Source organism: Cryptosporangium sp. NPDC048952, assembly GCF_043197895.1.
Classification (GTDB): Bacteria; Actinomycetota; Actinomycetes; order Mycobacteriales; family Cryptosporangiaceae; genus Cryptosporangium.
Genome location: NZ_JBICTY010000001.1, coordinates 412,495 through 437,048, shown reverse-complemented (window position 1 = coordinate 437,048; position 24,554 = coordinate 412,495). Strand labels below are relative to the sequence as shown.

General features: G+C 70.2%; 28 protein-coding genes. 11 read left to right on the top strand and 17 right to left on the bottom strand.

What is annotated here, in order from left to right; all coding sequences use genetic code 11:
- Positions 1 to 36 precede the first annotated feature (36 nt).
- A complete protein-coding gene (locus tag ACGFY5_RS02075; protein ID WP_392716331.1) occupies positions 37 to 1,782 on the top strand; it encodes a sensor histidine kinase in 1,746 nt (581 codons plus the stop codon).
- Here ACGFY5_RS02075 and ACGFY5_RS02070 read toward each other — a convergent pair whose 3' ends face one another.
- Positions 1,783 to 2,079 (bottom strand): DUF3263 domain-containing protein, encoded by a 297-nt coding sequence (locus tag ACGFY5_RS02070; protein WP_392716329.1) that lies wholly within the window; start codon positions 2,077 to 2,079, stop codon positions 1,783 to 1,785.
- 174 nt (positions 2,080 to 2,253) lie between these two features.
- Between ACGFY5_RS02070 and nagA the strand changes: the two genes are divergently transcribed.
- Positions 2,254 to 3,393 (top strand): N-acetylglucosamine-6-phosphate deacetylase, encoded by a 1,140-nt coding sequence (nagA, locus tag ACGFY5_RS02065; RefSeq protein WP_392716327.1) that lies wholly within the window; start codon positions 2,254 to 2,256, stop codon positions 3,391 to 3,393.
- A gap of 9 nt (positions 3,394 to 3,402) precedes the next feature.
- A complete protein-coding gene (locus ACGFY5_RS02060; protein WP_392716325.1) occupies positions 3,403 to 4,395 on the top strand; it encodes a Gfo/Idh/MocA family protein in 993 nt (330 codons plus the stop codon).
- A gap of 33 nt (positions 4,396 to 4,428) precedes the next feature.
- Here the strand turns inward: ACGFY5_RS02060 and ACGFY5_RS02055 are convergent, their stop codons facing one another.
- Positions 4,429 to 5,205, bottom strand: coding sequence for an NAD-dependent epimerase/dehydratase family protein (locus ACGFY5_RS02055; protein ID WP_392716323.1), 777 nt, complete (start codon positions 5,203 to 5,205; stop codon positions 4,429 to 4,431).
- Between the two features lie 41 nt (positions 5,206 to 5,246).
- On the opposite strand from ACGFY5_RS02055, the gene ACGFY5_RS02050 reads away from it, so the two are divergent.
- The 4 genes from ACGFY5_RS02050 to ACGFY5_RS02035 all read left to right on the top strand — a co-directional run bounded on the left by ACGFY5_RS02050 (position 5,247) and on the right by ACGFY5_RS02035 (position 9,292).
- A complete protein-coding gene (locus ACGFY5_RS02050; RefSeq protein WP_392716321.1) occupies positions 5,247 to 5,768 on the top strand; it encodes a YbaK/EbsC family protein in 522 nt (173 codons plus the stop codon).
- The gene (locus tag ACGFY5_RS02045) at positions 5,765 to 6,670 is read left to right on the top strand and encodes an LD-carboxypeptidase (protein WP_392716319.1); all 906 of its coding nucleotides are present in this window, start codon (positions 5,765 to 5,767) and stop codon (positions 6,668 to 6,670) included. Before ACGFY5_RS02050 ends, ACGFY5_RS02045 begins: the two co-directional genes overlap by 4 nt.
- A 107-nt stretch (positions 6,671 to 6,777) precedes the next feature.
- Positions 6,778 to 8,817, top strand: coding sequence for a GGDEF domain-containing protein (locus tag ACGFY5_RS02040; RefSeq protein ID WP_392716317.1), 2,040 nt, complete (start codon positions 6,778 to 6,780; stop codon positions 8,815 to 8,817).
- A 13-nt stretch (positions 8,818 to 8,830) separates the two neighbouring features.
- On the top strand, positions 8,831 to 9,292 hold the full coding sequence (locus tag ACGFY5_RS02035) for a pyridoxamine 5'-phosphate oxidase family protein (protein ID WP_392716315.1): 462 nt from the start codon (positions 8,831 to 8,833) through the stop codon (positions 9,290 to 9,292).
- Positions 9,293 to 9,294: 2 nt separating this feature from the next.
- Here ACGFY5_RS02035 and ACGFY5_RS02030 read toward each other — a convergent pair whose 3' ends face one another.
- The 4 genes from ACGFY5_RS02030 to ACGFY5_RS02015 form a co-directional block, all read right to left on the bottom strand.
- Positions 9,295 to 9,759 carry a hypothetical protein gene (locus tag ACGFY5_RS02030; RefSeq protein ID WP_392716313.1) on the bottom strand — a complete coding sequence of 155 codons (465 nt, stop codon included), beginning with the start codon at positions 9,757 to 9,759 and terminating at the stop codon, positions 9,295 to 9,297.
- A gap of 280 nt (positions 9,760 to 10,039) precedes the next feature.
- Entirely contained in the window at positions 10,040 to 11,170 is a 1,131-nt protein-coding gene (locus ACGFY5_RS02025; RefSeq protein ID WP_392716311.1) for an MBL fold metallo-hydrolase, read from the bottom strand.
- Positions 11,171 to 11,255: 85 nt separating this feature from the next.
- Complete coding sequence (locus ACGFY5_RS02020; protein WP_392716309.1) at positions 11,256 to 11,681, bottom strand: hypothetical protein; 426 nt, start codon at positions 11,679 to 11,681, stop codon at positions 11,256 to 11,258.
- A gap of 9 nt (positions 11,682 to 11,690) precedes the next feature.
- Positions 11,691 to 12,566: an alpha/beta fold hydrolase gene (locus ACGFY5_RS02015; protein WP_392716307.1), complete on the bottom strand. Its 876-nt coding sequence runs from the start codon at positions 12,564 to 12,566 to the stop codon at positions 11,691 to 11,693.
- Between the two features lie 117 nt (positions 12,567 to 12,683).
- Here ACGFY5_RS02015 and ACGFY5_RS02010 point away from each other — a divergent pair, with 117 nt between their 5' ends.
- Entirely contained in the window at positions 12,684 to 13,814 is a 1,131-nt protein-coding gene (locus ACGFY5_RS02010; protein WP_392716305.1) for a chitinase, read from the top strand.
- A 68-nt stretch (positions 13,815 to 13,882) separates the two neighbouring features.
- Here ACGFY5_RS02010 and ACGFY5_RS02005 read toward each other — a convergent pair whose 3' ends face one another.
- From ACGFY5_RS02005 to ACGFY5_RS01985, 5 genes are all read right to left on the bottom strand, one after another.
- Positions 13,883 to 14,923: a glutamate--cysteine ligase gene (locus ACGFY5_RS02005; protein ID WP_392716303.1), complete on the bottom strand. Its 1,041-nt coding sequence runs from the start codon at positions 14,921 to 14,923 to the stop codon at positions 13,883 to 13,885.
- Positions 14,920 to 15,894 carry a methyltransferase gene (locus ACGFY5_RS02000; RefSeq protein ID WP_392716301.1) on the bottom strand — a complete coding sequence of 325 codons (975 nt, stop codon included), beginning with the start codon at positions 15,892 to 15,894 and terminating at the stop codon, positions 14,920 to 14,922. Before ACGFY5_RS02000 ends, ACGFY5_RS02005 begins: the two co-directional genes overlap by 4 nt.
- A gap of 29 nt (positions 15,895 to 15,923) precedes the next feature.
- A complete protein-coding gene (locus ACGFY5_RS01995; protein WP_392716299.1) occupies positions 15,924 to 16,145 on the bottom strand; it encodes a hypothetical protein in 222 nt (73 codons plus the stop codon).
- Positions 16,146 to 16,435: 290 nt separating this feature from the next.
- Entirely contained in the window at positions 16,436 to 16,744 is a 309-nt protein-coding gene (locus ACGFY5_RS01990) for a winged helix-turn-helix transcriptional regulator (protein ID WP_392716297.1), read from the bottom strand.
- Between the two features lie 519 nt (positions 16,745 to 17,263).
- A complete protein-coding gene (locus ACGFY5_RS01985) occupies positions 17,264 to 18,190 on the bottom strand; it encodes a zinc-binding alcohol dehydrogenase family protein (protein WP_392716295.1) in 927 nt (308 codons plus the stop codon).
- A gap of 79 nt (positions 18,191 to 18,269) precedes the next feature.
- Between ACGFY5_RS01985 and ACGFY5_RS01980 the strand changes: the two genes are divergently transcribed.
- Entirely contained in the window at positions 18,270 to 18,683 is a 414-nt protein-coding gene (locus tag ACGFY5_RS01980; RefSeq protein ID WP_392716293.1) for a MarR family winged helix-turn-helix transcriptional regulator, read from the top strand.
- 73 nt (positions 18,684 to 18,756) lie between these two features.
- Here the strand turns inward: ACGFY5_RS01980 and ACGFY5_RS01975 are convergent, their stop codons facing one another.
- From ACGFY5_RS01975 to ACGFY5_RS01950, 6 genes are all read right to left on the bottom strand, one after another.
- Positions 18,757 to 19,581, bottom strand: coding sequence for a type II CAAX prenyl endopeptidase Rce1 family protein (locus ACGFY5_RS01975; RefSeq protein ID WP_392716291.1), 825 nt, complete (start codon positions 19,579 to 19,581; stop codon positions 18,757 to 18,759).
- 231 nt (positions 19,582 to 19,812) lie between these two features.
- Positions 19,813 to 20,457 carry a DUF4352 domain-containing protein gene (locus ACGFY5_RS01970; protein ID WP_392716289.1) on the bottom strand — a complete coding sequence of 215 codons (645 nt, stop codon included), beginning with the start codon at positions 20,455 to 20,457 and terminating at the stop codon, positions 19,813 to 19,815.
- Between the two features lie 470 nt (positions 20,458 to 20,927).
- On the bottom strand, positions 20,928 to 21,113 hold the full coding sequence (locus tag ACGFY5_RS01965; protein ID WP_392716287.1) for a hypothetical protein: 186 nt from the start codon (positions 21,111 to 21,113) through the stop codon (positions 20,928 to 20,930).
- Positions 21,114 to 21,155: 42 nt separating this feature from the next.
- On the bottom strand, positions 21,156 to 21,308 hold the full coding sequence (locus ACGFY5_RS01960; protein ID WP_392716285.1) for a hypothetical protein: 153 nt from the start codon (positions 21,306 to 21,308) through the stop codon (positions 21,156 to 21,158).
- Positions 21,309 to 21,320: 12 nt separating this feature from the next.
- Positions 21,321 to 22,106 carry an SDR family oxidoreductase gene (locus ACGFY5_RS01955; protein ID WP_392716283.1) on the bottom strand — a complete coding sequence of 262 codons (786 nt, stop codon included), beginning with the start codon at positions 22,104 to 22,106 and terminating at the stop codon, positions 21,321 to 21,323.
- A 2-nt stretch (positions 22,107 to 22,108) separates the two neighbouring features.
- Positions 22,109 to 22,456 carry a nuclear transport factor 2 family protein gene (locus ACGFY5_RS01950; protein WP_392716281.1) on the bottom strand — a complete coding sequence of 116 codons (348 nt, stop codon included), beginning with the start codon at positions 22,454 to 22,456 and terminating at the stop codon, positions 22,109 to 22,111.
- A gap of 79 nt (positions 22,457 to 22,535) precedes the next feature.
- Here ACGFY5_RS01950 and ACGFY5_RS01945 point away from each other — a divergent pair, with 79 nt between their 5' ends.
- Both ACGFY5_RS01945 and ACGFY5_RS01940 read left to right on the top strand, forming a co-directional pair.
- On the top strand, positions 22,536 to 23,330 hold the full coding sequence (locus tag ACGFY5_RS01945) for a MerR family transcriptional regulator (RefSeq protein ID WP_392716279.1): 795 nt from the start codon (positions 22,536 to 22,538) through the stop codon (positions 23,328 to 23,330).
- Between the two features lie 307 nt (positions 23,331 to 23,637).
- Positions 23,638 to 24,192, top strand: coding sequence for a Uma2 family endonuclease (locus ACGFY5_RS01940; protein WP_392718611.1), 555 nt, complete (start codon positions 23,638 to 23,640; stop codon positions 24,190 to 24,192).
- The last annotated feature ends 362 nt before the right edge of the window (positions 24,193 to 24,554 follow it).

Below are 24,554 nucleotides of genomic sequence, written 5' to 3'. Positions count from 1 at the left end.
AGCTCCGTATCATGCGCTGCGGAGAACGGAGGCACCGTGTCGATGCGCGCTGTCCTGCCGGTTCCCGGGCACACCGGTCGCGCCGCCCTCGTGGGGGTCGGCGTCGGCGTGCTCACGTTTCTCTGCGGCGTGCCGTACTGGTGCGAGCACCTGACCTCGGCCGCGATCGCGGTGCCCGCCGCCGGTGTGTTCGGGGCCGCCGGCGGACTGCTGCTCGGCACCGGTGACAGTCGGCAGCGCAGCGGCCAGCTCCTCCTGGTCGGGGCGGTGTTCGGCGCGTTCGCCTGGTCGGCGATCTGGGACAGCGGAATCTGGCCAACGTTCGCGTTCTACTGCGAGGGCGTGAGCCTGATCGTCTCCGGCGCCGCCGTGCTCGCTTACCCGGCCGGCCGGCTCGTCGACCGGGCCGACCGCTGCTGGGTGTACGCGGCGATCGGCGTGCTGATCGTCGGTGAGCTGCTCGTCGAGCTCGTGTCGCATCCGGAGTGGAACGACCTCTCCCCGGACGTGTTCTGGCCGACGCTGGTGGCGAACCGTCCGGCCTTCGACGCCGGGATCGCGACCGTGACCGGGCTGCAGGTCGTGCTCGCGGCCTGGTACCTCGTGCTGCTCGTGCGCCGCGGTCGTGCGCTGTCGTCCACGGAGCGTCCGGCCGCGATCCCGGTGCTGATCGGTACCGGCATCGCCGCGGCCGCGATCGCCGCCACGGCACGGACCCGTACGTTCACCGACCTCGAGTCGCTGCTCTCGCTCTACGTCGTGCAGAACACGATCTCCGCGGTGCTCGCGCTGGCCGTGCTGTCCGGAGCCCTGCGTGAACGCTGGCGCGAGGTGGACGCACCGCACCGCGTGGTGCGGATGACCTCGTCCACGACGTCGGTGGCGACCGTGCGCGACGCGCTCGCCGCGGCCCTGCGCGATCCGCCGCTGCGGCTGCTGTTCTGGATCCCGGCCGAGCGCAGCTACGTCGACCGGCGGGGTCGCCTGGTGCTCGATCCGTCCGCGACGGCCGGGCGGTGGCTGGCCGAGGCGCGGATGGACGATCGTCAGCCGTTGGCTCTCGTCGAGCTCGACGACGGTCTACGGCTGCGAAAAGGCATGGTCGACGCCGTGCTCCGCGCCGGGTCGCAGGCGTTGCTCACCGCACAGCTCCAAGCGGTGGCCACCACCCAGCTCGAGCAGGTGTTCGCCGCGCAGGCACGCGTCGAGGAACGGGAGACAGCGGAGCGGCAGCGGTTGGAGAAGGACCTGCGTGACGGAGCGCAGCGACAGCTCGCAGCGCTGGCGGAGCGACTGAGCCGTCTCGACGCTCTTCCGCAGCCGGCCCGGTCCGTGGTGGCGTCCTGTCACGACGAGGTGCTCGGCACGATCGAGGACCTGGAGGCGCTGGCCCGCGGTCTGCACCCGACGGTGCTGCGCACCGACGGCCTCGGTGCCGCCCTCGACGAAGTCGCCGTCCGGCTCGGGCTGGCCGTCCAGTTGGCTGTCGACGCCGGGCGCAAGCCACCGGCAGTGGAGGCCACCGCCTACTTCGCGCTCTGCGAGGGACTGACGAACGTGGCCAAATACGCGCCCGAAGCGCGGGTGCGGATCGAGGTCACCGAGGCCGACGGGTGGCTGCACGGCCTCGTCGCCGATGACGGGCCTGGTGGGGCCAGAGTGGTTCCGGGGGGCGGACTGGCGGGCATCGACGACCGCATCCGCGCTCTGCACGGCCGGACCCTCGTCGAGAGCAGGGCCGGCGCCGGAACCCGGCTGCGGGTGAGCCTGCCCTGCGGTTGATCAGAGCCGGACGCCAAGGCGGCGGGCCGAGCGCTGCCGCTGACGCGCGGCACGCACCCGGCGCAGGCGCTTGACGAGCATTGGGTCGTGCACGAGTGCCTCGTGCCGATCGATCAGCGCGTTCAGCAGCTGGTAGTAGCGCGTGGCCGACAGTGAGAACTGGTCGCGAATGGCCTGTTCCTTGGCACCCGCGTGCTGCCACCACTGCCGTTCGAACGCAAGAATCGCGAGTTCTCGTTCATTCAATCCGGACTCTTGGATCTCGGTCAGCACCGGTTCCTCCGGGCGGTGGTCCATTGACTCCTCGTCCCTCCTCCGGCGCGTCGCGTAGCGTCCCCACTCTAGCCACCGATGCGTCTTCGGACGGGGCCGTGTGAACAGTCTGGCGTGAGCTCGGATCGCCCGGTCGACCACAATCGGCCGAAGGTACGATGACCAACGGTCATGATCTCGGTCTGGCGGAGGAGCGGCATGCCCGTGCTTTCCGACGCCACACTGGTCCTTCCGGTGGGTGTGGTCCAGGGCGGCTGGGTGGCGGTGACCGGCGGCGGGATCACCGCGGTCGGCGGCCCCGAGCGGTCCCGCCCGCGCGACCCCGAGGTCATCGACCTCGGTGGACGGTGGATCGTTCCCGGTTTCGTCGATCTCCACGTCCACGGTGGTGGCGGGCAGAGTTTCTCCCGGGTCGGCACCGCGGACACGATTCGGTCGCTGCACCGCGAGCACGGCACGACGACGTCGCTGGCCAGCCTCGCCACGGCCCCCATGGACGACATGGTGCGCGCCGCCGGAACGCTCGCCGACCTGACCGACGCCGGAAAGCTGGCCGGCATCCACGCCGAGGGCCCGTTCCTCTCCCCCGCCCACGCCGGCGAGCAGGACCCCGCCGCGATGCTCGTGCCCGACCCCGACGCGCTGCAGCGCCTGATCCGCGCCAGCCGCGGCCACCTGCGTGTGCTGACGCTCGCACCGGAGCTGCCCGGCGCGATGGAGCTGGTCAAACGCGCTGTCGACCAGGGCGTCCAGGTCGCGATCGGGCACACCGGCGCGAGCTACGAGCGGACCCTCGCCGCGATCGAGGCGGGCGCGTCGCTGGCTACCCACCTGTTCCACGCGCAGCCAGGGCCGGCGCAACGTGAGCCGGGAGCGGTCGGCGCCCTGCTCGAACACCCAGACGTGACGGTGCAACTGATCGCCGACGGCGTCCACCTCCACGACTCGCTGCTCTCGATGGTGTTCCGCCTCTGCGGCGCGGAGCGGGTCGCGCTCGTGACCGCCGCGATGGCCGCCGCCGGCGCCGGCGACGGGCGCTACCGGCTCGGCGACCGCAACGTCGACGTGCGCGGTGGCGTGGCGCTGGTCGAGGACACCGGGGCGATCGCCGGCAGCACGCTCACCCAGGACGCCGCACTCCGCCGCGCGGTGGACGCCGGGGTGCCGGTCACCGAGGTGGTCACCGCGCTGACCTCGACACCGGCCCGCGCGCTCGGACTCGGCGGCCGGATCGGCGCGCTGGTGCCGGGCTTCACCGCCGACCTGCTCGTCCTCTCCTCGAACCTCGAGGTCGACGGAGTGATGGTCTCCGGCATCTGGGACCGCGCACCCCACTAACCTGGCCTGATGAGCAAGCTTCGCTGGGGCATCCTGGGTACCGGTGGCATCGCCCGGACGTTCACGTCGGACCTGCTGACGCTGCCCGACCACGAGGTCGTGGCGGTGGGCTCGCGTGCCGCCGACACCGCCGAGGCGTTCGCCGCCGAGCACGGCATCTCCTCCGCGCACGCGAGCTACCAGGCGCTGGCCGACGACCCCGACGTCGACGTGGTCTACGTCGCGACCCCGCACTCCGGCCACGCGGCCGCCGCGCTGACCTGCATCGCCGCCGGGCGTTCCGTCCTCGTGGAAAAGCCGTTCACCCTCGACGCCGGGCAGACGACCGAGGTCATCGCTGCCGCCCGCGCAGCGGGCGTGTTCTGCATGGAAGCGATGTGGACCCGGTTCAACCCGGCGATCGCGCTGCTGCGCGAACTGGTCGACGACGGCGCGATCGGCGAGGTCGTCTCCGTGCAGGCCGACTTCGGCTTCGCGGCGGACTACGATCCGAAGGGCCGGCTGTGGGCCCCGGAGCTGGGCGGCGGTGCCCTGCTCGATCTCGGCATCTACCCGGTCTCGCTGGCCTCGATGCTGCTCGGTGAGCCGTCGACGGTGCTGGCCACCACCGGTCAGGCCGCGACCGGCGTCGATGCGAACACCGGCATCCTGCTCGGGTACGACTCGGGCGCGGTCGCGGTGCTGCACTGCTCGCTGCGCGGTGACACGCCGACGCGCGCCGAGATCACCGGCACGCGCGGCCGCATCGAGCTGCACCCACTGTTCTTCCGCGCGAACGAGCTGACTCTGTACCGCCGCGGTGCCGAGCCCCGGCACGAGACGTTCGACCTCCCCGGCAACGGCTACACGTTCCAGGCCGAGGAGGTGGCCCGCTGCGTCCGTGCGGGCCGCACCGAATCGGAGTACATGCCGCTCGACGAGACGCTGGCGATCGCCCGGACGCTCGACCGCGCCCGGGCGTCAGTGAACTCTTTTCAACCTCACGGATCCCCGCGGACTTAGCGAGCCCGCTGGGGTCGGTCGAAAAGAATTCACTCAGCGCCTGACGCCCAGCGGCAGCGTGGTGTATTCGCCGCCGACGTAGTCGGAGTCCTCTCCGGTGAGCCCGTCGGCGAACACCTCGGCGTCGTCCTGCGGGTGGTAGCCGATGGCCTCACCCTCGGCGAGCGACCACCAGCGCCGCTGGTTCGCCGAGACGCCCCACACGTGCGCGAAGCCCGGTGACGGCACGGTGAGCGCGGCCTCCACCAGTCGGCCGGCGTCGTCGAACGAAAGCCAGGTGGCCAGCGCCCGGACGTGCGGCGGCTTCAGGAAGCACGTCCCGATCCGCAGCGACACGACGTCGATGCCGAACCGGTGGTGGTACAGCGCACACATCGACTCGGCCGCGGTCTTCGACCAGCCGTACCAGGTGTCCGGTGCGAACGGGGTGTCGGCGGGGAGCGGTTCGTCCTGCCGCCGCGCGAACCCGACCGCGTGGTTCGAGCTCGCGTACAGGAGCCGGCCGACGCCGTGCTGGCGCGCTCCCTCGAGCACCGCGCGGGTGCCCTCGACGTTCACCGTCTGGATCTCGTCGTACGTCGACTCGGTGGGGATTCCGGCCAGGTGCACGATCGCGTCGACACCCTCGCAGGCCGCGGCCACCGACTCGGCGTCCGCGAGCGAGGTACGCACCGCCTCCTCACCGGGCGCGAGTTCGCCGAGCGGAGCGACGTCCAGCAGCCGCAACGTGCGGCCCGGACGCGCGATCCGGGTGCGCAGCGCGGTACCGATCCGCCCTGCCGCACCGGTCACGAGCACAACTCCGGTCATGGGGTTCCTCTCGCCGAGCGCATTCGTGGTTGGGTTGCAGCATGCCCGAGACGCTTACCTGGCTACCCGCCGCCGACCACCTCGAACTGCTCGCGCCGCCGGTCGCGGCCGCCGTGAAAGAACTCGGCGACGTGCAGGTGGCAGCGATCGACCCCACTGACGCCGACACCGAGGCGTTCTGCGAGCGGTACGGCGAGCCGCTGGAGGAGTCGGCCAACTGCGTCGTCGTCGCCGGCAAGCGGGGTGGCGTCGTCAAGTACGCGGCGTGCCTGGTCCTGGCCACGACCAGGGCGGACATCAACGGGCTCGTCCGCAAGCACCTCGACGTCCGCAAAGTGTCGTTCGCACCGCTGGACGAGGTGGTCGAAGCCACCGGGATGGCCTACGGCGGGGTGACGCCGCTCGGCCTGCCCGCGGACTGGCCGGTGCTCGTCGACAGCGCGGTGGCGGCGGGAAGCAGCCTGGTCATCGGCAGCGGGCTGCGCGAGTCCAAGATCCGGATCTCCGGCGCCACGCTGGCCGGGCTCCCCACCGCCGAAGTGCTGGAGGGCCTCGGCCGATGACCACCCTGCCCCGCAAGCTCACGGCCGGCGACCAGGTTCGCGTGGTCGCCCCCTCGTCGTCGCTCGCACTGCTGCCCGACGCCGTTCGCCTCGCCGCCGTGGGCCGGCTGGAGAGCGAGTTCGGAGTCCGGGTCACCTTCGGCGAGCACGTGCACGAGTCGGGGCCGCTGGGCGTCGGGCCGGTGGCCGGTCGCGTCGCCGACCTGCACGACGCGTTCGCGGACCCGGACGTGGCGGGCATCATGACGGTGGACGGCGGTCACGCCAACCAGTTGCTGCCGCACCTGGACTACGACCTGATCCGCGCGAACCCGAAAGTGCTCGTCGGGTTCTCCGACGCGCTGCAGGGGGCGTTAGTGGCCCGCGCGAACCTCGTCACGTACTCGGGACCGCGCTTCTCGACGTTCGGCAGGGACGCCGAAGCGACGGTCGCGGCTTTTCGGAGTGCGGTGTTCAGTGACGAGGCCGTCAGCTGGGTTCCGTCGCCGGGCAATCAGGGCTGGTGGGTGCTGCAGCCGGGCACCGCCAACGGGCCGATCGTCGGCGGCACCCTGAGCTCGGTCAACCTCCTGCAAGGCACGCCGTACTGGCCCGACCTCGACGGCGCGGTCGTCGTGGTGGCGGAAGACAGCGTCCACGACTTCGCCGGAGGCCTCACGTCGCTCCTGCAGACCGGCATCGTCGTACGCGGCCTGGTCGTCGGCCGGTTCCCGCGGCGGACCGAGATTCCCCAGGAGCTGCTCCGGCACATCGTCACCACCGCACCGCAGCTGGCCGGCGTGCCGGTACTGGCGAACGTCGACGTGGGCCCCACCGACCCCGTCTACACGTTCCCGGTCGGCGGCTCCTGCTACCTGGCCGCGGAGCCCGGCGCGGTGGAGATCGTGCTCACGCGCCACTGACGCGCAACCGGGAGATGCCCCAACCGCACTCCTGTCGACGCGCCGACACGCCGATGGGAAGGCGTGAACGGGCAGCGGCCCGCTGAGCCGGGGCTGGGTGAGTCGCGATGGAGAAGTTCGCCGCGGAGCGTGAAGGGCTGATCTACGAAGGTGCAGAGGGCAGCCCCGGCACCGCCGTGATGCGGCTGATCCGCGCGGACCGCGTGGTCCGTCTCGCGACGATCGGCGGCCTCTACTGGCTCGTCGCCTACGCGGTGTTCAACTGGGCGGCCCGCGACGAGGGCACCCCGTTGCGTACGGCGGCCAACGCGCTGTTCCTGGTACCGATCGCGGTGGCCGTCGTGGCCGCGGCCGTCGCCGCCCGTCGCCGCGCCGGCCAGAGCCGTACCGGCCGGGCGTGGATCGCGTTCGCCGCGTCGTACGCCCTCTGGCTCGCCGGCGAGGCGGTCTGGGTCGGGTACGTCTGGGTCTCCGGCCCCGAGATCCCGTACCCGTCGGTCTCCGATGCCCTCTTCCTCGCCCAGTACCTCGTGGTGCTCCCCGGCTTCTTCATCGCATTCGGGCAGGGCCACCGCTCCCGCCGGGGCCGCGCGCTGTTCGACGTCTCGCTGGTGCTGGTCGGCCTCGGCGCCCTCGGTTGGCGGCTGCTGGCCGCGCCGCAGCTGACGAACACCGAGGGCATCTCCCTCGTCGTCACCGCCGCATACCCGCTCGCCGACATCCTGGTGCTGGTCTGCCTGCTGACGCTGGGCCTGTCCGGTCACCGCCGGCTGCCGGTCTCGGTGCGCCTGGTCGGCTGGTCGTACCTGATCTACGCGGTCACCGACTGCCTGTACATGTACGGCCGCATCCACCGGACGTACGGCGACGGGAGCTGGCTCGACAACGGCTACCAGCTGTCCGCGGTGCTGCTCGCCATCGGTGGCGTGGTCGCCGCCCGGCACCGGGAGCCCGACGCGGTCCGCCTGGCCGTCGGCCGGGACCTGACCGTCGTCCCGCTGCTGGCCGCCGGCACCGCCGCCTCGATCGGGCTGGCGCTGGAGTTCGTCGAGCGCGGCGGTGGCTACGGCACCCTGCTCGTCGGGCTGGTCGTCGTCGCCGGTCTGATGGTGCGGCAGTACCTGGTCACCCGCGACCGCACCGACCTGGCCCGCCAGCTCGCCACCGCCCTGCGCGAACAGGAGCGGCTCGCGGTGACCGACCCGCTGACCGGCCTGCACAACCGCCGGTTCTTCGACGACACGATGCGTACCGAGGTCGCCCGCGCACGACGCACCGGGCGTCCGCTCTCCCTGGTCGTGCTCGACCTCGATCACTTCAAGAAGATCAACGACGAGCGTGGCCACCACGCCGGCGACGTGACGCTGGTCCAGGCCGCAGCGCGGCTGCAGGCCGTGACCCGAGGAGGAGATGTCGTAGCACGCTTCGGCGGCGAAGAGTTCGTCTGGCTGCTGCCGGACACCGACGAGTCCGGTGCGGCGATCATGGCCGAGCGGCTGCGCGCGGCGCTCTGCGCCCGGCCGGTCGAGGTCTCGGCATCCTGCCTGGTGCCGGTCACCGGCTCCCTCGGGGTCGCGTCGGCCATCGGCCTGGTCGACGACGACGCGCTGCTGCGTGACGCCGACCGTGCGATGTACCACGCGAAGGCGACCGGGCGGAACCGCGTCGTGCGTGCCTCGAGCGTGGCGTCGGCCGACACCGCGGAGGTCGAGCTGCCGGTGACCGCCGGCGTCGCCGGTGCCGCTGCCGTGACCGACCTCTGCGCGGAGGTCGCCGACCGGATCGGGTTGGACGAGTTCCAGACGCGACTGGTCGTCGCCGCCGGCCGGGTGGTCGCGCTGCGCTCCCCCGCGCTGTCCCAGACCGACCGCACCTCGCTGCGCCCGGCGTCGGACGCGACCGACCCCGAGATGCTCGCGCTGATCGAGGCCCTGGACGCCCCGGGTGTCCACCCGGCCAGCTCGCGGATCATCTCCAGCTGCCTGCACTGGGCGGAGACCCGGGTGCGCGAGGTGCCGCGGGCGTCCCGCGCGGAGGACCGCACGATCGGCTTCGACGACACGGTCGTCGACGAGCTGGTGGCCGGCGTCCAGGCCGACATCGTGACGGCGATCGAAACCATGCCGGAAACTGTCAGGGTTCACTAGCAGAGTCGTCGGCATGGCGAATTGGAAGCAGTTCTCCGCCGAGGCACCGGACCTCGCGGAGAAGATCAAGGCACGGTTCACGGCGACGAAGCACCACGTGTTGGCGACGCTGCGCGCCGACGGATCACCGCGGGTCAGCGGCACCGAGGTCGACTTCTACGGCCCCGACCTGACCTTCGGATCGATGTGGGAAGCCCGGAAAGCGCTCGACCTGCGGCGGGACGGCCGGCTGGCGCTGCACGCGAACCCGGGCGACGGGACGATGGACGGCGGCGACGCCAAGATCAGCGGCGTCGCCGAGGAGATCGTCGACCAGAAGGCGTACATCGACGAACGGCACCCCCCGGAGCCGTTCCACCTCTTCCGCGTCGACCTGCTGGACGCGGTGCTCACCTCGGTCGACAACGAGCGCAACGTGATGATCGTCGAGATGTGGCGGCCCGGCCAGCCGGTCCGCCACATCGAACGAACCTAGGCTTAGGCGGCGGTCGGGTAGGCCCAGACGGTCCGCCACTCCGAGCACGTGTCCCGCCATGGAGCCTGCCGGTCGCGGCAGATTCTCCAGAGCACCCGGTGCGGCGGTTCATCGGCCGCCGTCGGCGCGTAGCCGGTCGCCGAGCTCGTGTGGCCGGCACCTTCCCGGTGGTAGATCGAGCGGACCCCACCGCTCGTCGTCCGCCAGCCGACGTACACCGAGTCGCCGTCGCGACTCAGGTCGGTGATGCCGCAGATGATCCGCACCAGATTCGCCCCGACGGCGGACGCGACGCAGTCCGCGGCCGCCCCGTCGGTCGTGCTGCCGGTCGCCGTCCGCGGGGCGGCGGCCAGCGGCAGCCCGACGACGATCGTCGCCAGCACGACCGCCCCCGCGACGACGGCCACCCGACCGCCGAACCCCGATCTTCTCCGTCTGCGCTGAGCGCGATGCAACCCCTTCGACACGGCTTCCTCCCCCAGGCCCCTGAACCGGATCCGTCCGGATTCAACTAATTACGCTAAGTAGTGGCGTAACGCGGCGCAGCCCCGCCGAATCCCCCTTCCGGTCAACGCTCACCCCGTCCCCTCAGTCGGACGCCCGCCGAATGGTGGGCGCGCCGCACCCCGGCGCACCCCGGTCGGGGGTCGCGGCCGGGACGGGAACTGTGCGCGGACGCAGAACCGCCCCCGCGCGGAGAGGGGAGGCGCGAGGGCGGTGCTGAGTTCAGGGATCCGAACCAGGTGGTCAGGCGATGGAACGCCACCAACCGTCGGGCTTCGCCGGGGCGTCGACGTCGACCGCTTCACCGGGGCGCGGAACCGCCACCCGGACGCCACACTCGTCGGCTTCGGTCAGCAGCCGCTCGACCGGTTCGGACCAGTCGTGCAGCGCCAGGTTGAACGTCCCCCAGTGCACTGGAACGAGCAGACCACCGTTCACTGCGACGTGCGCGGCGACACCCTCCTCGGGCGTCATGTGGATATCGGGCCAATACGGTGCGTAGGCGCCGATCTGAACCAGCGTCAGATCGAACGGGCCGTGGGCGGCGCCGATCGTCTCGTAGCCCGCGAAGTAACCCGAGTCGCCGGTGTAGAACACCTTGCGCTCCGCGCCGGCCACGACCCACGAGGCCCACAGCGTCGCGTTGTCGGAGCGGAGGCGTCCGGAGAAGTGGCGGGCCGCGGTCGCCGTGAAGCCCAGGCCGGCGATCGTGGCGGTCTCGTCCCAGTCGAGCTCGACGATCCGGTCGCTCGGTACGCCCCACCGCTCCAGGTGGGCGCCGACACCGAGCGGGACCAGGAACGACGCGTCCTGGAGCCGGGTCAGCGTCCGGATGCTCGCTTCGTCCAGATGGTCGTAGTGGTCGTGCGAGATGACGACGGCGTCGACAGCGGGAAGGGAAGCCAGCTCCAGCGGAACCGGGTGCAGGCGGCGCGGGCCGGCGAGCGACGACGGCGAGCAACGCTCGCTCCACACCGGGTCGAACAGCACCCGGCGGCCCTCGATCTCGAGCAGGACGGTGGCGTGGCCGAGCCAGGTGGTGCGCAGCCCGGTGGAGGCCGGCTCGCTGACGCTGGGCGTCACGATCGGCACCGGCTTGCTGGGACGGCGCCGCTGGCGGCCGAACAGCATCTCGCCGATCATGCCGCGCCCCCCGGGCACGGCGGCCAGCGCCGACGGCTGCTCGTTCTGGAACGCGCCGTCGTGGAAGCGCGGCGACTGGCGCATCCGGTCGAGCCGGGCACCGCTCGGACGACCGCCGATGGCGGACGGGATGTCCCGGACGGCCCAGGCGAGCGACGCCACGACGCCGGTGACGGCTAACGCGGCGAATAACGGTCCGGTCCCACCGCGTGGTGATTCATTCGTGGTCAAGGCGGGTCCCCTCCCCGTAGCTGGTGGCACAACGAACAAGAGTGGTCACCCGGTGCCGTGATACCGAATCGCGACGTACGTCACATCAGGACGACTTCGTCGAGCGCTGCTGCCGACCCGCGGTCATCGTGTGCGTGCACGACACGGTGAACCCGGTGTTCTCCGCGACCAGGACACCGTCGACCTTGATGCGGCACCGCAACTCGACCGCGGCCTTCGGCGGCGGGATCAGCGGACGGTCCTTGACCCGGACCTCGCCGAGCAACGTCAGCCGGTCCACGTCCGGGTAGTGGAACGTGAGTTCGTTGTCCCAGGACGAGCCGAACGCGGTGTTCTTCTTGTCGGCCAACGGTTCCAGCGAGTAGCTGGCCTTCATGTCGACGAACGTGGCCGGGCGGACGGTCTCGAGCTCGAACGACACGATGTGCGTCTCGGTGGACGGTACGGAGCGCAGTGCCGAGCAACCGGTCAGCAGCGCCAGCACTGCCACCGGGACCGCGAACCGCCGCATGCCGACAGCCTAGTGTTCGGCCACCAGGACACTTTCGATACCCAGTTGGACGCGGGCAGCGTTGCGGTTCGTGATGAACGCGCTGATGTCCTGGGCCACGGTCCGCGGCGCGAAATAGTCGGGCGCGTAGTGGTCGAGCTCGGGGCGAACGCGGCACTCGGAGTCGGGCATCAGCTCGTCGAGCCGCTGGAGTGCGGTGTTCAGATAGTCGGCGGTACGCCCACCACCCAGCAGCAGCGTGGGTGAGTGGATCGACGCGTACCGCCGGCCGTCCGAGTCCAGCCGCGCGATCTCGTCGACCTCGGCCGGAGCCGTCGCCAGGATCGCCCTGGTCTCCGCGCCGTCGTCGCCGTGCAGCAGCATCTCGGCCAGCGCCCGGTAGACGAACATCGGCGCGTTGCCGAGCGGCACCATCCGGCTGCCCTTGAGGAACGTCGCCATCGCCGCGCCGTACCGCCCGGTGGCGAGCTGGCGACGGAACTCCGGGATCCAGCCGGCGTCGAACGAGCCACCGATGCTCACCGCCGGCTCGTAGACGACCAGCGCGTCGACCGGGCGCCACAGCGCGAGGTGCAGGGCCACCAGACCGCCGTGGCCGTGCCCGAACAGCAGGTCGGACTCGGTCTCGCGCAACACCGCGTGAACGTCGGAAGCCTCGGCCTCGATGCTGTAGAACGGCCCCTGCGGTCCGCTGCGGCCGCGCCCGCGCCGGTCGATCACGTGCACGCGGTAGTCCTCCGCGAGCTCTTCGGCGAGCGATCTGTAGTGCGACGCCCGGCGGTTGTTACCAGGGACGACGACCAGTCCGGGCCCCTGCCCGAGGCTGAGCACCCCGATCGGCGTCCCGTCGGCCGACCTGACGGTGCTGCTTGTTTCGGTGCTCATCACCGGCGCTCCCCTTCGCCCGACCCGGCCGCGCTTACCGACGCTCGTGCATCAGTGTGCGGATACGACCTGTTAGGACGCTGATAGAGCGCTGACACCGGCGTAGAGTGTTGCGCCATGCACCCACCCTTACCGCCGGTCAAGGGTGGCCGCCACAAGCGTCCCAGCGATACGCCGTACCGCGTCATGGCAGGCCTGGGTGCCGCCATGGTCCTGGCCGCCGGCGCGATGACCGTACTGAACCGCCCCTCCGACGACACCGCGGTGACCGCGTCGAGCCCCCTCGCCGCGGTGAGCGAATCTCCCTCGCCCCTGCCGGTACCGGACACGCCGTTCGAGCCCTACGTCGACGTGGGCTACTACCCGCCGTACGACCTGGCGGGCTCGGTGGAGAAGGCCGGTATCTCCCGCTACATCCTGGGTTTCGTCGTCGCCAAGGACGGCTGCACGCCCAGCTGGGACGGCGACCTCGCGATCGACGACGAAGAGGTCCGCCAGCGGATCGACGACTTCCGCGCCGCGGGCGGCGACGTCCGGATCTCGTTCGGTGGTGCGACCGGCGACGAGCTCGCCGCCGTCTGTGATTCCGTTCCTGCTCTGGCCGACGCCTATCAGCGTGTCATCGACCTGTACTCCGCCACGGCGGTGGACTTCGACGTCGAAGGCAACGAGCTCGGGGACACCCCGGGGCACGTGCGGCGGGGCGAGGCGATCGCTCTCCTGCAGAAGAACGCCGAGGCGAGCGGCAAGAAGCTCGACGTCTCGCTGACGTTGCCGGTCAATCCGAGCGGGTTCACCGCCAGCCCGGTTCGCATCCTGACCGCGGCGGCGACCGCGCACGCCCGGATCGACGCGGTCAACGTCATGGCGATGGACTACGGACGCTGGGCGGCGCCCGAGCCCGAAGGAATGATGGGCACCTACGCCACCCAGGCGATGACGAACGCCGTGGCGACGATCCGCGAGGTGTTCGGTCTCAGCGAGGAAGAGGCCTGGAGCCGGATCGCCGTGACCCCGCTGATCGGCGTCAACTCACCGGCGACCGAGGTCTTCTCCCTGGACGACGCCGTCAAGCTCGGTGAGTTCGCGCGTGAGAAGGGCGCCGCGTTCTACTCGATGTGGTCGGTCACCCGCGACCGCCCGTGCCCGACCGGCGTCGAAGCCGACGCGGACTCCGACGCCTGCGCCGGCAACGCCCCCAACCCCTTCGCCTTCACGAAGGCCTTCCTCGGAACGCCCGGCGACTAGGCCCTGTCCTGCGAATCTCGCTCGCAGCGAGGCCCCGCTCAGCCGAGCATGGATTCGCAGGACAGGGCCTAGAGGGCGAGCTCGCGGAGGACCGCGGGGATGCTCCCGGTGCGGGCCAGCGCGTCGCGCTGCCGGTCCGCGCCGGTTCCCGTGCGCTTCAGACGTTCCAGTCCGCTGACGACGTCCGGGGCGTCGTCGCACAGCCCGACCAGCTCGTCGACGAGGGACCACGCCGGTCGAACGCGCCCGGACCGGGGATCCAGCAGCGTGCCGCTCATCCCGGCACGGGCCGCGTTCCAGTGCGCGGCCGCCAGCAGGTGATCGGCCACCGCCGGCCCGTCGACCGCAGCACCGACCAGCCCGCGCACCAACTCGGCCAGCAGAACGGTGTCGTCCACCGTCGCGGGGGTGTCAGCGACCCGCACCTCCACGGTCGGGTAACTCGCGGACGGCCGCACGTGCCACAGCACCAATGAAGCGTCGAGCATCACCCCGGACGCGACGAGCGACTCCACCGCCCGGTCGTACTCCTCCGCCGACTCGAAGTGCGGAATCGGGCCGAGGCTCGGCCAGCGGTCGAGCTGCACCGAGCGCCAGCTCGCGTACCCGGTGTCGACGCCCTCGTGGAGCGGCGAGTTGACCGTCAGCGCCTGGAGCACCGGCAGCCACGGCCGGATCCGCCGGCACACGTCGATCGCGGCGGCCCGCGACGGCACCCCGACGTGCACGTGGGTGCCGCACACCGCCGGATCGTGCGCGATCGCCCCGTAGTGCCGGGCGATGGCCACGAACCGCGGATCGTCGACCGGGCGCCGGTCGGTCTCCGCGACCGGCGTCGCCCCCACCGGCACCGCGAGCACACCGGCCGAGGCAGCGGCCGAAGCCACCGCCGACCGGTTCTGCGACAACTGTTCCCGCACGTCGCTCAGATCGACGGTCGGCTCGGTGACCATCTCCGCCATGCACCGCCGGAACTCCGACCGGCTCCGCGACACCAGACTTTCCGGCAGCTTGGCCGTCACCTGCTCGATCACCGAGACGTTCTGCCCGGTGACCGGGTCGACGAGCAGGTACTCCTCCTCGACGCCGACCGTGAGCGCCGCGCTCACCCCGGACGCACCGCGGTCAGCAGAACGACAGCGATCCGCTCGGCGTCGGAGTAGGCGTCGCCGTCGAGTTCTTCGTCGTAGACGTCCGGATCGACCTCGCGGTACGTCCACTCGAGGTCGGTGGACGCGAGCCGCTCCGCGGCGGCAGCCCGGAGCGAGTCGTGGCCGTCGACGATGCCGACGCCGCTGAACAGGACCAGCGAGCCGCCCGGCGCGAGCCGCGTCGTGGCGGCGTCGAGGATCGCGAGCGTGAGCCCGTGACCGCCGGGCCCGCCGCCGTCACGGTAGGCGCGCCCGGCCGGGTCGACCATGAACGGCGGGTTGGAAACGATCAGGTCGAACGACCCGTCGACGTCGGAGAGCAGGTTGCTCCGGCAGGGCCGGACGCCGCTCGTGCCGGCGACCGCGGCATTGACGCGGGCGTAGCGCAGCGCGGTGTCGTTGATGTCGACGGCGAACACCTCGGCGCCCGGCGCGCGCTTGGCGACGGTGATCGCGCCCGCTCCGGTGCCACAGCCGATGTCGACGGCGCGGCGCACCGGCGTGGTGCGGGCGAGCACGTGCGCGGCAGCGGCATCGGCCATCCGGTACGTGTCGGGGCCGAAGAACACCGCGTTCGCCGCCGTGGTGGGGAACGCGGAGTGAACGAACAGCTCGCCGTCGTAGGTGGAGAATCGCACGGTGCTGCGCCAGGCGTCGCCGTCGCGTTCCAGCACGCCGGCGGCGTCCATCAACTCGACGATCGACGGCGGCAGCGTGTCGGGCCGGAACGGTCGGCTCCACCCGAGCGCGCCGCGCAGGTCGTGCGCCCAGGCGTTGCCCGGCCGACGGTTGACCCGCTGGTGGGTGACCGGCGTGACGGTCGTGAACGTGTATCCGGCGGCCCGGAGCGCGCGACCGAGTTGCTGCAACGCCTCGTCGCCGGCAGCACCATCCCGCGCATCGACCAGCGCGCTGTGTGTCGTCGTCATGCGGCCGGTGCTGCCCGGAACCGGTTCGTTTAATCCGAATCGTGTTCGGCGCCGTTGGCCCGCTTCGGCGGCGTGGATTGCTCACCGCTGAGCGAATCCAGCAGGTCCTCCGCGGCCCGCTCGGCCGCCTCCCGTGAATCGTCGGTGAGCACGGGACGCGCTCCACTGACCTCGATCTGCTGCGCGACGAGCGCGACCACGTCGCCCGCAGTCAGCGCGAGGTCGGGTGAATCTTCTGGCGGGGTGGTCATGCCGGTGCTCGCAGTTCGTCGGGTATCTCGCCGCGTTCGGAGGCCGCGATCACCTCGGCCGACCAGCGGACGCGACTGCACGGCCAGGTGGGCGCCGCGCCCCAGTGACCGGCGTTCCCACACATCGGGCTGTCGCCGTAGCGCTCGATTGGCTCGTGCAGATCGAGCAATCTGTATGCGGTTGCGACGTCTTCGGGCGTCAACGGTCTGTGCCACACCAAGCCCATGGATTCCCTCCCTGGGATCATGCTCTGCCCGGACAGAGCGATTCTGATGGCCCCTACCCCTCGTCATTGAATCCACACGCAAAGTGGGATGCCAACTTTTAGCAATTCCCATCCCACTTTGCTCGGGCGGCGCTCACCTCCGTGATGTGTGTTTCCGCCCAGTTGACAACGCTGGGCATCGCCTCCCAGCGGTGTCAGCCGGTACTTCCCCTGTGACGGACCCGTCCCGACAGTGGTCCGCGCCACCAGCCCATCACGCTCGAGCCCGCGGAGGGTCTGCGTGAGCATCTTCCGCTCGCACCCGCGAACGTGCGGTGCAGATCCCGCTGTTACCGACTCGGAAATAGCGTCGCTGCATGACACGAATCGCATTCGCCGGGACGGGGGCGGTCGTCGCACGCTCGCCGGTCCGCTCGAGGCCGCCGGGCATCCGGTTGCCTTCGGCTCCCGTTCCACGCTTGCCGACGTCGTGGCAAGCGCCGACATGGTGGTGAACGCCGTACCCGGCGACGTGTCCGTTCAGCTCCTGAGCGGCGCGTCGTTCGCCCCCGGGCGCGGTGCTGATCGACGTCGCCAATGCAGTGCACATCGGTCCGGACGGGTTCGCCACCGGTCTGCGCTACCCGGGGAGCAGCCTCGCCGAGGAACTGGCCGCCGCACTGCCGGACGTCCGGATGGTGAACATGATGCACGTGTCGCTGATGGCGCATCCGCCCGCGGCGATGACCGCGTTCCTGTCGGGCGACGACCCGGACGCCAAGACGCTGACCCTGGCGCTGCTGGGCGACCTCGGCTGGGCATCGGACCAGGTCGTCGACCTGGGCGGACTGACGACGGCCCCGCGATCCTCACGTGGGGGCCCGTGCCCTTCGGCCTGTCGATCACGCGGACCTAGGGCACGAACACGATGCGCTCGTCGGTCTGCTCGTTCCACGCCTCCGCGATCCCGGCGAGCGGCACCGCACGGGCCTGCACGTCGATCGCGCCGTCCGCCACCGCCGCGGCGATCTCCGGCAGTTCCGCGAGGAAGTCGCGGGCAGGCACGGACCCGATGCCACTGCCGACGATCTGCAGGCGCGCCGCGCGCAGGGCCGCGGACGGGATCGGCGCGGTGAAGCCGCCCATCGACCCGATCTGGATCCAGGTCAGCGGGGCGCTGCGGTCGGCGCGCTTCGTGAGCAGCGGCACCATCGCGTTGGCGGACGGCTCGCCCCACACGTAGTCGATGACGACGTCGACGTCAGCCGCGCGCTCGACCCGGTCGAACGTAATGACCTCGTCGGCGCCGAGCGCGGGCAACGCGGCGAGCCGCGCGGTGTCCCGCCCCGCCGCGATCACGTGCGAGGCACCGAACAGCTTGGCGATCTGCACGGCCATCCGCCCGGCGTTGCCGGTGGCGCCCAGCACCAGCACCCGCTGGCCCTTCTCGAACTCGACGCGCCGGCGCAGCGCGACCCAGGACGACATCGCGGGATTCATCGCCGCGGCGATCCGCACGGGGTCGACACCGTCCGGCAGCACCACGCTTCGTCGGACGTCGATGACGGTGCGTTCAGCGAACATGCCGAGCTTCGTATCGTCCAGAACCGCGAAGCGGAGCTTGTGGTTTTGATCGCGGACGACCCCGTCGATGCCCGGGACCAGCGGGAACGCCCCGGCGCTGCTGTAGTGCGCGCCGGTGGCGCGGGAGCGGGTCAGGTGGTGCAGGCCGGAGGCGAGGACGTCGACGACGATCTCGTCGCTGCTCGTCGGCTGCGGTTCGGGGTGTTCGCGGTAGGCCGGAGTGGTCTCGGGGGTGTCGATGACAGCGGCGCGCATTGAGCTCTCCTGTTTGTTCGTATTTCCAACCATCTTCAGAATGGTTTGTAATACGAACCATGTCAAGTAGTCTCCTGGCATGAGTACCGATGCGCTGATGGACGCCCTGGTCCGGACGTCGTTCGAGGTGATGGGCGCGCTCACCCGCATCGGTGCCGCGCACGACCTGTCGCTCACCCAGTTGCGGGTGCTCGGCATCCTGCGTGATCGCCGGGCCCGGATGACCGAGTTGGCGGTGTTCCTAGGGCTGGACAAGTCGACGTTGTCGGGGCTGGTGGACCGGGCCGAGAAGCGGGGCTTGCTGGCCCGGGGGAAGAACCCTGACGACGGTCGGGTCGTGGACGTCTACATGACTCCGGCCGGCCTGGAGTTGGCCGACCGGGTCTATGTCGAGGTTCGTCAGGCCCTCTCCCCCGCGACCGACCGCCTGGATGCCGTCGAGCACGATCAGCTGATTCGCTTGCTGGAGCAGGCTCTGGGCGGGCCGCGGTAGTCGCGCGGAGTCGCGCTGGATCACGCGGTCACGGGGGTCACGCGGGTCACGCGGGTCACGCGGGTCACGCGGGTCACGCGGCGACGGGGGCCTCGCGGCGGCTGCGGCGCAGCGGGACGACGTTGCCGCGGCGGGCGGCGAGCCAGAGGAAGACGATCGTCAGGATGACGCCGGCGGTCACCGTGTAGAGGCTGCCCTCGGGGCCGAACGTGCCGCCCGTGACGATGTCCGAGCCCGACAGCGTGGTCTCGAGCAGCCCCTTCGAGTCGCCGTTGCCGGAGACCGACGCGCTGACGATGCCACCGAGGGCGAAGTTCCACCCGAAGTGCAGGCCGATCGTGACCCACAGGCTGCGCGTGGCGGCGTAGCAGGCGGCGAGCATGAATCCCGCCTCGATCGCGATCGCGGTGGCGCCCCAGAGGGTGGCGTCGGTGTTGAACAGGTGTGATGCGCCGAACAGGACGCCGGTCAGGATGAGGGCGAGCCAGGTGCCGGTCAGCTTCTCGACCCAGCGGAACAGGATGCCGCGGAACATCAGTTCTTCGGTGGTCGCGGCTGCGGCCATGAAACCGAGGAGGCCCAGGGCGCCGCTGACGGAGCCGTAGCCGTCGACGTGGAAGTCGCCGAGGAACCAGATGTTGACGATGACCGCCGCGCACATGGCGAGGCCGATCGCGGTGCCTCGTACCAACTGGGTGCCGGCTTTGCTTCGGTCCAGTTCGGTGACTTTCCGCTTTTCGGTGCGGCGAACGACCCAGCCGTAGACGAACGCCGCCGCTACGGCGACCACCAGGCCGACGATGAGGCTGAGCCAGGGGTTGCCCTGCGCCGCGGTTGCTGCCTGGCCACCGATCGCAGCGACGGCGACGACCGCTACGAGCTGGAAGATGAATCGCATGACCGCTCCTTGAGGGGGTCCGCGACCAGGGTGCCGCGGCTACAAGGAACGCTATGAATTTCAGGGTTCTGAAACGTCACCGCGTGGTGGACACCTGCATGTAGCTCGCTCGGGGGACGCGACTCCATACCTCTCCGCATCAAACCGGGGCCCCGACGTACGAAGCATTAGTCGCCATGGCCGAGCTTCACCAAGTCGCACGGCCCGGCCCCCGCAAGGAAGGCGCGGCGCCTACACGGTCACCTCAACTCCGCCAGAGAATGCCGAGTCGTGCAGCTCGAGCTTGACCAGCTTCTGGCCCTTTGGGATGTCGAACACGATCGTGCCTTTGACCTGGTTGCCCGGGTTGATCTCGTTGAACAGGACCTGCTGATCCTCGTTGACGTACAGAGACGCGGAGTCGTCTGCCGTGTACTCCTGGCCAGATGCGTTGAACGCCTTCTGGACGGAGGACGCGAGGCTCTGGGGCTCGTCTCCGATGTTCTTGACTGTCATCGCCACGAGGCAGAATTGGCCTTGAGCCGTCTCGTTGGCATATTCGCCGCCGACCTTCGTCGCCCCGCACTTCACGCTGGACACGACGAACTCGAACTTGCCGTCACGTACGGGGCTACCCAGCTTCGCGGCTGCGGCGGCCGGCGCCTTCTCGTCGACGTTGGCTGCCGATGCTGTCGCGGAAGCTGCCGCATCGTTGATCGCGGTCGAGTCGTCGTCGTTGCTACCGGAGGCAATCATTGCGACGCCGCCACCGCAGCAGACCAGCAGCAACACGACACCGCCGAGGACGAACCAGGGCCACTTGCTCTTCTTCTTCGGGGGCGGCCCGTAGCCGTAGGGCGGCTGTTGCGGAAAAGATTGCTGAGCTGGGCCAGTCATCGCGATCCCCCTAGGAACTCGTCCCCTTTACGATGAGAACTGCCCGCTATGGGAAGTTTTAACCGATTACTGACGATGTCGCGTGGCTGGCCTTCGTGGCCTAACCCCGACGCGCGCGGGTAAGTACCGAGCCCTGATTCGTGAGCCCTTCAGCGGGTCAGCGCGTGAGGTGAAGAGACTTGAACCCTGACCGCCCGATCACAAGTGCGGCGTGACGCGCACCTTGCCGTCCGCCGTCAACCGCTGACGTCCATTCCGCTGCTGGTCAGAGCCCTGCCGTCGTCGCCGCGGCGGAGTCGCTACATGTTCAGCTGTCGCGCAGCCAGGCCGCTCGGGCTGCGATGGCGTCTCCGGAGATGGCGGCATGCGGAGCCACGACGTCGAACTCGTGAAATCCGCCGGGCTCGCGCCGGCGATGACGATGCGTTGGGGGTCGATGTTGAGTTCGGCGGCGTGAGCCGACGTCCACGTCAGCCCGGCGTAGCAGTCGGCGACGGGACCGGGGTGCGGCGTCCGAAGCGGTTGTCTCCGACGATCATGCCGCCGCCGTGGATGTGGTAGATCGCCGCGGTCGGGGTCGCCACGCGCTTCGGCAGACAGATCAGAAGCGAGATGTCCGGTTCCCCGTCCGGCCCCGGCACGGTGCGCTGCTGCACGCTGTAACTGCCCCCGCGGGCGAGGTCCTCGTCGGTCGGGGCTTACACGCCGGGGACGGAAGCGCGCATCTCGGCGATGTTGTCGGGGCGGTAGGCGTCGGGCGCGCGCACGCTGCCGAGCATCTCCACCACGGGCGCAAGTTCTGGGTCGAACGGCGGCGGCGGTCCGACCGGGACCACGACGTGTGAGGACATGGGTTCTCCCGCTCAGACGGTCGGGACTGTCCCGCCGTCGATGACATACTCGGCGCCGACGATCGCCGAGGCGCGATCGGAGACCAGGAACCCGACCAGGTCGGCAATCTCCTCGGTGTTGGCGAAGCGACCGAGCGGTACTCCTCCGAGGGAGTCGAAGATGGTCTGCTTCGCTTGGTCGCGGGTGATGCCGTTGCCCTCGGCGACCCGGTCCACGAACCTTTCGTACGCCTCGGTCTCGATCCCGCCGGGGCTGATCGCGTTGACCCGCACACCGCGCGGCGCGAGCTCGTTGGCCAAGCCCTTGTTGTACGTACGCAGCGCGGCTTTCGCTGCCGCGTACGCAAGGGACGCGTCGTACTGCGGTAGCTCACGCTGGATCGAGGTGAAGTGCAGCACCACGCCCGATCCGGACTCGATCATCGCCGGCAGCAGCGCACGGTCGAGCCGCACTGCCCCCAGGAAGTTGAGGTTGAGCTCGGTGAGCCATTGGTCGTCGTTGATGACGGCGAATCCACCGGCCGGCGTCGAGGCACCCCCCACGACGTGCACCAGAATGTCGAGTGCGCCGGCCTCGGCGATGCGCGCGGCCACGACGTCGGTGCCATCGGCCGTCGAGGTGTCCGCTTCGATGAACCGGTCGGGCTGGTCGTACCCGTCGGGCATCGTGCGGGCCGTGACGTACACATCGGCGCCCATCTGCCGCAGTCTGTCGACGACGGCCCTGCCCGAGCCCTTCGATCCGCCCGTGACGAGCGCGCGGCGACCGTCGAGACGGTCGCGATCCGTAACAGTCATGGTCAGGCCCCGTGGTTGGCGATGACGATTTCGGCGATGAGCTCCTCGCGCAGCGTGAACCGGTAGTCGAGCTCAGCGACGCCGCCGGGGAACGTGCCCTCGAGCCGCACGGTCACCACGCAGTGGGTGTCGTCGATGAGGCGAGCGCCGATCTGCTCGGTCGTGTACTCGAACTCGGAGCCGGCGTCGCGCAGGAACGCGTGGACCTGGTCGCGGCCACGGAAGGTCTCGCCCTGGTCGACGGCCACCACGTCCTCGGTCAGGAACTTCGAGGCGGTGTCGGCGTCGCGGACGATGTGCACGGCGAGGAAGTCGCGCACGGCGGTGGGGAGATCGTTGTTGTGCGTCATGAGAGCACCGTGCGGCCCGCCGCGGCGGGAGAGTCAAGCCCCTGGACCCTCTCCCCGGGGGAGGGTTCAGACTGCGGGAGTGTTGACGATCGGCGAGCTATCGCGGCTGACCCACCTGAGCGTGCGGACCCTGCGTCGATATCACGAGGCCTCTTTGCTGGAACCCGCCGTGGTCGACCAGGCCACCGGCTACCGCTACTACGGCGTCGACCAGATCCCGACCGCGCAGGTGATCCACCGGCTTCGTGAACTCGATGTCCCCCTGGGCGACGTGCGGCGCATCCTGCAAACCCCCGACCCCGCTGTTCGCGGGGGCCTGGTCGCAGAGCACCTGCAACGCCTCGAGGACGAACTCGACCGCACCCGGGCAGCCGTCGTGTCGCTGCGTCGTCTGCTCGAGCCTTCTCCAGCACCGATCGACGTGGAGCTGCGCGCTGAGCCCGCCCGCACGGTCGCGGCGGTGGAGGCCGTGGTCAGGAGTAGTGACGTCGAGGCCTGGTTCGCCGGCGCAATGGCCGAGCTGCAGGCGGCCGTCGGTGAGGCGGTGGCCGGACCGCCGGGCGGCAACTACGACAACGCCCTGTTCGAACAAGAACGTGGTCACGCACTGGTGTACCTGCCGACGGCCACTCCACCTCGCGCCGGACGCGTGCACCCCGTGACCCTTCCGGCCGCCGAACTGGCCGTCGCGACCCACGTCGGCGAGCACGACGGGGTCGAGGTCACCTACGGCGAACTCGGCACCTGGGTGGTTCAAAACGCCATGTCGGTGGCCGGGCCGGTGCGCGAGGTCTACCTCGTCGGCCCGCGCGACACGAGCGATCCTGCGGCGTGGCGTACCGAGATCGGCTGGCCGGTCTTCCGAGTCACCTGAGCCGGAACGTGAACTGCCTGGTCAAAGAGAGCTGGTGAGGGGGCTTGAACCCCTAACCGCCCGATTACAAGTGCGGTGCGACGCGTCCGTCGACGTCCGGAACCGCCCGCCACCGTCTGTTCCGGCGCTGGTCAGCGATGGTTGGACGTCCGACTGCGTCCGTCGCCGTCTGCGCCAATTGCGCGGCCACCGTGACATCTGGGTGACAGGGTTCGTGACCGCGCCACGGTCACCTGCGGACGTTACGCTGACTGGCGACAACAGCACCACGCTGATCCACGCCGCTGGGAGATGCCGCATGACTGGGATGGTGGCGCCGGCCTGGATGCACGACCAGGTCACTGCCGAGCAGTACGCGGCCTGGACCGAGGAGCAGTGCGCGGGTATCGAAATCGTCGACGGGATGGTCGTTGTAAGTCCCAGTGCGTCCAAGCGCCACAACCGCCTGGCCCGGATCCTCGCGAACGTCCTCGACGCCGCTGGCGGCACCGACTGGAACGCCGACACCGACTTCGACGTGCAGCTGACGGACGTTCCGTTGAACAATCGACGGCCCGACATCACGGTCTATCGGGCCGACACCATCGACGCCGCACCCACCCGGCCGGAGCACGTTTTGCTGGTCGTCGAGGTGGTGTCGCCCGGCTCCGAGACCACCGACCGCATCGTCAAGACCGACCAATACGCGAAGGCTGGCATCGCCTTCTACTGGCGAGTCGAGCAGACCGCGACCGGCATCCCCCTCGTCTACACCTACGTTCTCGACCCCGCCAGTAGTCGGTACCGCGAGAGCGAACTCCACACCGGGGTCATCAAGACGACCGCACCGCTCACGATCGACCTCGACCTCGGGCGGCTCTGACGAAACGTGGCTACTCCGCCAACCGGTCAAGTCGCTCGGTAACGCGAACTGCCCGGTAAAAAAGAGCTGGTGAGGGGACTTGAACCCCTAACCGCCCGATTACAAGTGCGGTGTGACACGTCCGCCACCGTCCGTCCAGGGCCGCTGTCTTCCACTCCGCCCCAGGTCAGAGCTGGACCGCCGTCCGACTGCGTCCGTCGCCGTCCGCCGTAGTTGCGCGGTCCGCGTGACATCTGGGTGACACGCTCGCGAGCCAGTCGGCGCGCAGGCTGCCCGTTCGAAAGTCGATCCACAGGGCTTTCGGGGTGAGCCAGGACCACGTCTCTGGTGGCAAACTGTAGGAACTGAAGGAGGAGGTGGAT